The organism is Halomonas sp. BC04 (assembly GCF_000568385.1).
In genome coordinates this window covers 1-8,778 of the sequence record NZ_AZQX01000238.1, presented here as the reverse complement: position 1 = coordinate 8,778, position 8,778 = coordinate 1, and the positions used below count along the sequence as shown (strand labels likewise).

General features: G+C 62.8%; 4 protein-coding genes, 1 rRNA gene and 2 pseudogenes. All 7 read right to left on the bottom strand.

Annotation, left to right across the window (positions count from 1 at the left end):
- A 16S ribosomal RNA gene (locus Q427_RS16410) occupies positions 1–88 on the bottom strand; the annotation flags it as partial.
- 665 nt (positions 89–753) lie between these two features.
- Positions 754–2,237, bottom strand: a pseudogene (gene prpD, locus Q427_RS16405) (2-methylcitrate dehydratase).
- Positions 2,238–2,390: 153 nt separating this feature from the next.
- Positions 2,391–3,577 (bottom strand): annotated as a pseudogene (gene prpF / locus Q427_RS16400) (2-methylaconitate cis-trans isomerase PrpF).
- Positions 3,578–3,670: 93 nt separating this feature from the next.
- Positions 3,671–6,271 (bottom strand): Fe/S-dependent 2-methylisocitrate dehydratase AcnD, encoded by a 2,601-nt coding sequence (gene acnD / locus Q427_RS16395; RefSeq protein WP_043515893.1) that lies wholly within the window; start codon positions 6,269–6,271, stop codon positions 3,671–3,673.
- A 111-nt stretch (positions 6,272–6,382) separates the two neighbouring features.
- Positions 6,383–7,510, bottom strand: a complete 1,128-nt coding sequence (gene prpC, locus Q427_RS16390; RefSeq protein WP_043515890.1) for a bifunctional 2-methylcitrate synthase/citrate synthase — start codon at positions 7,508–7,510, stop codon at positions 6,383–6,385.
- A gap of 118 nt (positions 7,511–7,628) precedes the next feature.
- A complete protein-coding gene (gene prpB / locus Q427_RS16385; protein WP_043515809.1) occupies positions 7,629–8,513 on the bottom strand; it encodes a methylisocitrate lyase in 885 nt (294 codons plus the stop codon).
- A 55-nt stretch (positions 8,514–8,568) separates the two neighbouring features.
- Positions 8,569–8,778, bottom strand: a 210-nt coding sequence (locus tag Q427_RS16380) for an FCD domain-containing protein (RefSeq protein ID WP_043515887.1), incomplete at its 5' end; no start/stop codon positions are given.

Here is an 8,778-nt window from a genome sequence, read left to right as displayed (position 1 = left end):
CAGCAAGCTGGACCTGTTACCGCTCGACTTGCATGTGTTAAGCCTGCCGCCAGCGTTCAATCTGAGCCATGATCAAACTCTTCAGTTTCAAATCATTGCGGTTCTTGCTCAGCCACCACCCGAAGGCGACAGCTGAAAGCGAACCAATCTTGGCTCAAGGTCAAAGCTTCTCAAAAAGACCCGAAGGTCTTCGACGAGTCGCTTGCCTTGAAATGGTGTGACTTCTCACCACCTCATCGACAAGCGCCCACATGAATTACCTGATCGATTGTTAAAGAGCGGCTCCCGTTCTCTTCAAACCACACGTGAAGAGCGGAGCGTCTCGCTTGCTGTCGTGGCGGCTGACTCTGTCAGCGGCCTCGCCAGCGCCCTGCGAGGAAGGCGTATTCTACTGAATCGGCTGAGCTTGTCAACTCTCTTCGCTGGCCTCACCGGAGTGAGCGTGCCATCGAAGCGCCGCTACCGCCGGCTGCCTTCAGCGTGGCGTGCATTCTACCGTCTCCGGCGCTCCTGTCAATCGCGAATCTCACCAGCCGATCCGAAAAAACCAAACAGAAACAAGCACTTTCTCCACTTCCACCGCCGGTAACGTTTGCCCGTTGCCGGCAGCGGATGCGTACTTTACTCATTACCGGAGCGGCGCACAACCCCTAGCCGTCAAAAAACTATAGTTCACTCTGCCGGAGCCTTCCATGACCATCGTCAAGTCTTTCGACGAGCGCGAGCAAACAGGGGGCTGTTGGGCGTCACCGATCATATTACCCAGAGGTCGACGAACTGATGCACCGGCGTCTTTTCAAGCCGCGGCTGATCGCAGCATAGCTCGAAGATCCGGGCGGTTCGCCCCAGCGGAAAGCGCGTGCCAGGTTGCGCCTGAACTTCTCCTCCAGCACGGTGATCCCTTCGGAGCGCCGCCGCCGGTGCCCGATCGGGTATTCGACCTCGACCTTGTCGGTGGCGCTGCCATCCTTGAAGAAGACCTGGATGGCGTTGGCAATCGAGCGCTTGTCGGGATCGTGATAGTCCTGCGAGTAGCGCGCGTCCTCCTCCACCTCCATCTTGTCACGCAACTCGTCGATGATCGGGTTCGCCGCGTGGAAGTCGTCCTCGTAGTGCTCGGCCACCAGGCTGCCGAAGGCGAGTGGCACGGCGGTCATGTACTGGAGGCAATGGTCCCGGTCCGCCGGGTTGGCCAAGGGGCCGGACTTGGAGATGATGCGAATCGCCGAATCATGGGTGGTCAATACGATCCTGTCGATCTCATCAAGACGATCCTTGACCTGGGGATGCAGGGTGACGGCAGCCTCACAGGCGGTCTGGGCATGGAATTCCGCCGGGAAGGATATCTTGAACAGTACGTTTTCCATGACATAACTGCCGAACTCACGCTGGAAGGTGAACTTGCGCTCCTCTTCCGGCTTGGTCGCCAGGTCCTTGTTGGTATGGCTGAACAGCACGTCATAAAAACCCCACTGCGGCGCCGAAAGCGCCCCCGGCACCCCCATTTCACCACGCAGGGCGATATCGGCCAGCCGCACCCCTCGAGAGGTGGCGTCACCGGCGGCCCAGCTTTTTCGCGAACCGGCGTTGGGGGCGTGACGATAGGTGCGCAGACTCTGGCCATCGACCCAGGCATGGGAGAGCGCGGACAGAATCTGCTCCCGGTCGGCACCCATCATCTTGGCGGTCACGGCCGTGGAAGCCACCTTGACCAGCACCACATGGTCGAGGCCGACGCGATTGAAGGAGTTGTCCAGCGCCAGCACACCCTGGATCTCGTGGGCCATGATCATGGCTTCAAGCACGTCGCGCATGGTCAGCGGCGCCTCCCCCGCGGCGACCCGCTTCTGGGAGAGGTGGTCCGCCACCGCAAGGATGCCACCCAGGTTATCGGAGGGATGCCCCCACTCGGCGGCCAGCCAGGTATCGTTGTAGTCGAGCCAGCGCACGATACAGCCGATATCCCAGGCCGCCTTGACCGGGTCGAGGCGGAAGGATGTGCCGGGGACCCGGGCACCATGGGGCACGATGGTACCTTCGACGATCGGCCCCAGGTGTTTAGTGCATTCGGGGAAGCGAAGCGCCAGCAGACCGCACCCCAGCGTATCCATCAGGCAGTTGCGGGCCGTATCCCAGGCTTCGTCGCTCTCGACCCTGTAGTCGAGAACGTAGTCGGTAATTTTCTGCAGTTCCGCGTCGTAATCCGGACGCACATTGGTTTCGACGGTCGCGCTCATCGTCAACCTCCTCTGTCGCTGGAACAGGCAAGCACTTTCGCCCCCCGCCCCTGCGTGAGTCACTCTTCCGCTCTGCTCGCTACCCGATAGGGAGCCAATGCAGGAAGTATCGTTGCCCCACGCTCGGCCAGCCAGTGCCGATTCAGGTCAGAATTACACCTCCTGGAACGCATCACCGGGAACCCGCACCCAGCCCTCCATGAGAACCCGTGCGCTGCGGCTCATGATCGCCTTGGTCACCACCCAGTCGTCGCCAACGCAGGTGGCTTCGGCGCCAACCCGAAGTGTGCCCGACGGGTGCCCGAAGTGCACGGAGGTACGCTCGCCACCACCTGCCGCCAGATTGACCAGCGTTCCCGGTACCGACGCGGCGGCACCGATAGCAACGGCGGCCGTGCCCATCATGGCGTGGTGCAGCTTGCCCATGGAGAGCGCACGCACCAGCAGATCCACATCACTGGCCTTGACCGCCTTGCCGCTGGAGGAAATGTAGTCCACCGGCTTGGCGACGAAGGCCACCTTGGGCGTGTGCTGGCGGCTGGCCGCCTCGTCGATGTGCTGGATGAGCCCCATGCGCAACGCACCATGAGCGCGAATCGTCTCGAACATGGCCAGCGCATCGGGGTTGCCGTTGATGGCATCCTGCAATTCGTTGCCGGTATAGCCGATGGCTTCCGCGTTGAGGAAGATGGTCGGGATGCCGGCGTTGATCAAGGTCGCCTTCAACACTCCCACCCCCGGGACCTCGAGGTCATCCACCACATTGCCGGTGGGGAACATCGCCCCCTCGCCGTCGGCGGGGTCCATGAAGGCCACCGGCACTTCCGCCGCCGGGAAGGTGACGCCGTCGAGCTCGAAGTCCCCGGTCTCCTGCACGGCGCCATCGGTGATCGGCACCTCAGCGATGATGGTCTTGCCAATATTGGCCTGCCAGATACGTACCATGCCACGCCGTTCTGAGGAATGCGCGCCGGGTCCACCAGGCCGTTGCTGATGGCGAAAGGCCCAACCGCCGCCGACAGGTTGCCGCAATTGCCGCTCCAGTCGACGAAGGCCTTGTCGATGGAGACCTGACCGAACAGGTAGTCGACGTCGTGGTCCGGCTGGCTGCTCTTCGACAGGATCACCGTCTTGCTGGTACTGGAGGTCGCCGCACCCATCCCGTCGATCTGCTTCTGGTAGGGATCGGGGCTGCCGATCACCCGCAGCAGCAGCCTGTCCCGCGCCGTACCGGGGGTCTGGGCCGCCTCGGGAAGATCCTGCAGTCGAAAGAACACACCCTTGCTGGTGCCACCGCGCATATAGGTGGCCGGGATTCTTATCTGAGAAACATGTGCCATGGAAATCGCTTCCTTGAGAAAGTGAGGGTAGAGACCAATCGACCCGGACCTTGTTTGGGGCCGGGTCGATCGGGTCCGTCAGACTGTCACCGCTCAGCCGACCGCTTCGATCTCAGACTCGAGAAAGTCCTTGGCGAAGCGCTGCAACACGCCACCGGCCTCGAAGATCGAGAGCTCCTCGGCGGTATCGAGACGACAGGTCACCGGCACTTCCACACGCTCGCCGTTCTGGCGATTGATCACCAGGGCCAGGGTCGCACGTGGCTTCGGCTCTCCCACCACATCGAAGGTCTCGGTGCCGTCGATGGCCAGGGTGTTGCGCGTGGTGCCCGCCTCGAACTCCAGCGGCAGTACCCCCATCCCGATCAGGTTGGTGCGATGGATACGCTCGAAGCCTTCCGCAGCAATAGCCTCCACCCCAGCCAGACGCACGCCCTTGGCCGCCCAGTCCCGGGAAGAACCCTGGCCGTAATCGGCACCGGCGATGATGATCAGCGGCTGCTTGCGCTCCATGTAGGTCTCGATCGCCTCCCACATGCGCGTGACCTTACCCTCCGGCTCGATGCGAGCCAGGGAGCCCTGCTTCACCTCACCGTTCTCCTGCACCATCTCGTTGAGCAGCTTGGGGTTGGCGAAGGTGGCACGCTGGGCCGTGAGGTGATCGCCCCGGTGGGTGGCGTAGGAGTTGAAGTCCTCCTCCGGCACGCCCATGCGATGCAGGTACTCCCCCGCGGCGCTGTCCATCATGATGGCATTGGAGGGCGACAGGTGGTCAGTGGTGATGTTGTCGCCGAGAACCGCCAGGGGACGCATGCCCTTGAGCGAAAGCTCGCCGGCCAGGGCACCCTCCCAATAGGGCGGACGGCGGATATAGGTGCTCTGGGGCCGCCAATCGTAAAGCGGGCTCACCTGCGCGCGCGCGCCCTTGTCCACATCGAACATCGGGATGTAGGTCTCCCGGAACTGCTCGGGCTTCACGCTCGCCTTGACGATGGCATCGATCTCTTCATCGCTGGGCCAGATGTCCTTCAGGGTGATGGGGTTGCCATCCTGATCGTAGCCCAGCGCATCCTTCTCGATGTCGAAGCGTATGGTGCCGGCAATGGCATAGGCAACCACCAGCGGCGGCGAAGCCAGGAAAGCCTGCTTGGCATAGGGGTGGATCCGGCCATCGAAGTTGCGGTTGCCCGACAGCACCGCCGTGGCGTAGAGGTCGCGATCGACGATCTCCTGCTGGATCACCGGGTCCAGGGCGCCGCTCATGCCATTGCAGGTGGTGCAGGCAAAGGCCACCACGCCGAAGCCGAGCTCTTCCAGCTCGGGCAACAACCGGGCCTCCTCCAGGTACATCTTCACCGTCTTCGAACCCGGCGCCAGGGAGGACTTCACCCATGGCTTGCGAGTCAGGCCCAGCTTGTTGGCATTACGGGCGATCAGGCCCGCCGCCACCATGTTGCGTGGGTTGCTGGTGTTGGTGCAGCTGGTGATGGCGGCAATGATCACCGCCCCATCAGGCATCTTACCCTCCTCGTTTTCCACCGTCCCGCTGATGCCGCGGGATGCCAGCTCCGAGGTGGGCAGCAAGGCATGGGGGTTGGAGGGGCCGGCCAGGGTACGGGGGACCGAGGAGAGATCGAAGGTCAATACCCGCTCATACTCGGCGTTTTCCAGGCTGTCCGCCCACAGGCCGGTCTCCCTGGCGAAGCGCTCCACCAGGGCGACCTGATCGTCCTCGCGGCCAGTCAGCTTGAGGTAGTCGATGGTCTGCTCATCGATATAGAACATGGCGGCGGTGGCGCCGTATTCCGGGGTCATGTTGGAAATGGTGGCCCGGTCGCCCACGGTCAGGCTCGAGGCGCCTTCACCGAAGAACTCCAGGTAGGCACCCACCACTCGCTCGCGACGCAGGAACTCGGTCAGCGCCAGCACCATGTCGGTGCTGGTGATGCCCGGCTGCAGCTTGCCGGTAAGTTCGACACCGATGATATCCGGCAGGCGCATGTAGGAGGCACGACCCAGCATGACGCTCTCGGCTTCCAGGCCACCCACACCAACGGAGATCACGCCCAGGGCATCGACCATCGGTGTATGGCTGTCGGTGCCGACGCAGGTATCGACGAAGGCTACACCATCACGAACCTGGACTACCGGTGACATTTTCTCCAGGTTGATCTGGTGCATGATGCCGTTGCCGGGCGGGATCACATCCACGTTCTCGAAGGCGGTCTTGGTCCAGTTGATGAAGTGGAAGCGGTCGTCGTTGCGCCGATCCTCGATGGCACGGTTCTTCTCGAAGGCATCCTTCTCGAAACCGGCATGCTCCACGGCCAGCGAGTGGTCGACGATCAGCTGGGTCGGTACCACCGGGTTCACCTTGGCCGGGTCACCGCCCTGCTCGGCGATGGCATCTCGCAAGCCGGCCAGGTCCACGAGTGCCGTCTGGCCGAGAATGTCGTGACAAACCACCCTGGCCGGATACCAAGGGAAGTCCAGGTCGCGCTTGCGCTCGATCAACTGCTTCAGCGAATCCGTCAGCATGGCGGGCTCGCAGCGGCGCACCAGGTTTTCGGCCAGCACCCGCGAGGTGTAGGGAAGGGTTTCATAGGCACCGGGCTGGATCGCATCGACGGCGGCACGCACGTCAAAATAGTCCAGCTCGGTCCCGGGTAGGCGTTTGCGATAATCGGTATTCATGGCGTCGGGCATCCGTCGAGTCGAGCTCAGAGGTGCGGGCCGGGGGTTGCCCCGCCTCTGCAAAGAGGGACAAGGCGGCGGCCGCGGAACGGTCGCCGCCACTTGCGCAGGTCAGTCGCGCTGTTCGATGGGCACCCACTCGCTCTGCTCGGGGCCGATATAGTCAGCGCTGGGTCGGATGATGCGATTGTTGGCTCGCTGCTCGAAGACATGGGCGCACCAGCCGGTCACCCGCGAGCAGACGAAGATCGGGGTGAACAGCTTGGTGGGAATATCCATGAAGTGATAAGCGCTGGCGTGGAAGAAATCCGCGTTGCAGAACAACTTCTTCTCGCGCCACATGACGTCCTCGACCCGCACGGAAACCGGATACAGCACGGTGTCGCCCACATCCTGGGCCAGCTTCTCCGACCACTCCTTGATGATGGCGTTGCGCGGATCGGACTCGCGATAGATCGCATGGCCGAAGCCCATGATCTTCTCCTTGCGCTCGAGCATGCCCATGATCTCGCGCTCGGCCTCTTCCGGCGACTTCCAGTTCTCGATCATGTCCATTGCCGCCTCGTTGGCGCCGCCATGCAACGGGCCGCGCAGCGAACCGATGGCGCCGGTCACGCAGGAGTGCATGTCGGATAGGGTCGATGCACAGACGCGGGCGGTGAAGGTCGAGGCGTTGAACTCATGCTCGGCATAGAGGATCAGTGAGACGTTCATCACCCGGGCGTGCAGTTCGGAAGGCACTTCGCCACGCAGCAGATGCAGGAAGTGGGCACCCACCGACTCGTCGTCGGTCTCGGTCTCGATGCGCACGCCGTCATGGGAGTAGCGATACCAGTAGCAGATGATCGAGGGCAGCACCGCCAGCAGGCGGTCGGATACATCCTGCTGCTCGTCGAAGCTCTCCTCGGTCTCGAGGTTACCCAGCATGGAGGCGCCGGTCCGCATCACATCCATGGGATGGGCATTGGCCGGAATCTGCTCGAGCACGGCCTTGAGGGGCTGCGGCAGGCCACGCAGGCCCTTGAGCTTGGCAATGTAGGCGTCGAGCTCGGTCTGGTTGGGCAGCTTGCCCTTGAGTAAAAGATAGGCCACTTCCTCGAAGCGAGCCTTTTCTGCCAGTTCCTTGACGTCAAAGCCACGGTAGGTCAGGCCCGAACCGGTCTTGCCGACGGTGCACAGCGCCGTGGTGCCGGCGCTCTGGCCGCGAAGGCCGGTACTGCTGACGGGTTTATCTGACATGTCGCGTCTCCTGTATTGGTCGGTCTTGCGTCTTATCGATGTCATGGGCGCCACGCCACCAGGCCGGGAACCGAGCCTCAATGTGACGCCATCGGGATGCCTTGCGTTACCGCGTCCTTCACTCGCCGCCCTTCTCGAACAGCGCGTCCAGCTTCTGCTCGAAGCTGTGGTAGTTGAGGAAGTCATAAAGCTCGTCGCGGGTCTGCATCAGTTCGACCACATCACGCTGATGGCCGTTGTCGTGAATGCTCTGGTAGACCTTCAGCGCGGCGGCGTTCATGGCGCGGAATGCAGACAGCGGATAGAGCACCATGCGGCAGCCCACCTCGCCGAGCTCCTGCTGGCTGAACAGCGGCGTGGCACCGAATTCGGTGATGTTGGCCAGGATCGGCGCATCGACGCGCTCGCAGAAGGCACGGTAGTCATCCAGGGTGTGCACCGCTTCGGCGAAGATGGCGTCGGCGCCGGCTTCGATGCAGGCGCCGGCACGTTCGATGGCGGCATCCAGGCCATCCTTCTGGAAGGCATCGGTGCGTGCGATCAGGTAGAAATCCGGATCGACTTTCGCGTCGGCGGCGGCCTTGACGCGGTCCACCATCTCCTCCTGGGAGACGATCGCCTTGTTCGGGCGATGCCCGCAGCGCTTCTGGGCCACCTGATCCTCGATATGCACGGCGGCGACACCGGCACGCTGCATCTCCTTGACGGTACGGGCAATATTGAAGGCACCACCCCAGCCCGTATCGATATCCACCAGCAGCGGCAGGTCCGTGGCGCCGCAGATACGGTGGGCGTCCGCCACCACGTCGTTCATGGTAGTCATGCCCAGGTCGGGCAGACCAAAGGAGGCGTTTGCCACGCCACCACCAGACAGGTAGATGGCCTGATGCCCCACCCGCTCGGCCATCATGGCGGTATAGGCATTGATGGTGCCCACGATCGGCAACGGCCGATTGGCTTCGAGTGCGGCACGAAAACGTGCGCCGGGAGTGGATCGATTCATGGCAAAGTTCCTCAGTGGTCCGGGATATCGGTGTACGGGATAGGTCCAGCCGGCCTCAGGTGGTCACCTCGGCTTGCTGCGTGAGAATCGTGGCGTAGCGGTCAACCACATTGGCCCGCGAAGCGCTGACATGACGACGCATCAGCAGCTCGGCCAGCTCGGCATCCCCGGCCTCGATGGCATCGACGATACGGTGGTGCTCGACGAAGGCCCGGTGAGGGCGCGTCCCGCTGGCGCTGAACTGGGTACGGTAGAGCCGCACCAG

Bases quoted from the DNA above. Each gene is read 5' to 3' on its own strand.
- acnD (WP_043515893.1), bottom strand. From the start codon at position 6,271: ATGAATACCGATTATCGCAAACGCCTACCCGGGACCGAGCTGGACTAT.
- prpC (WP_043515890.1), bottom strand. From the start codon at position 7,510: ATGTCAGATAAACCCGTCAGCAGTACCGGCCTTCGCGGCCAGAGCGCC.
- prpB (WP_043515809.1), bottom strand. From the start codon at position 8,513: ATGAATCGATCCACTCCCGGCGCACGTTTTCGTGCCGCACTCGAAGCC.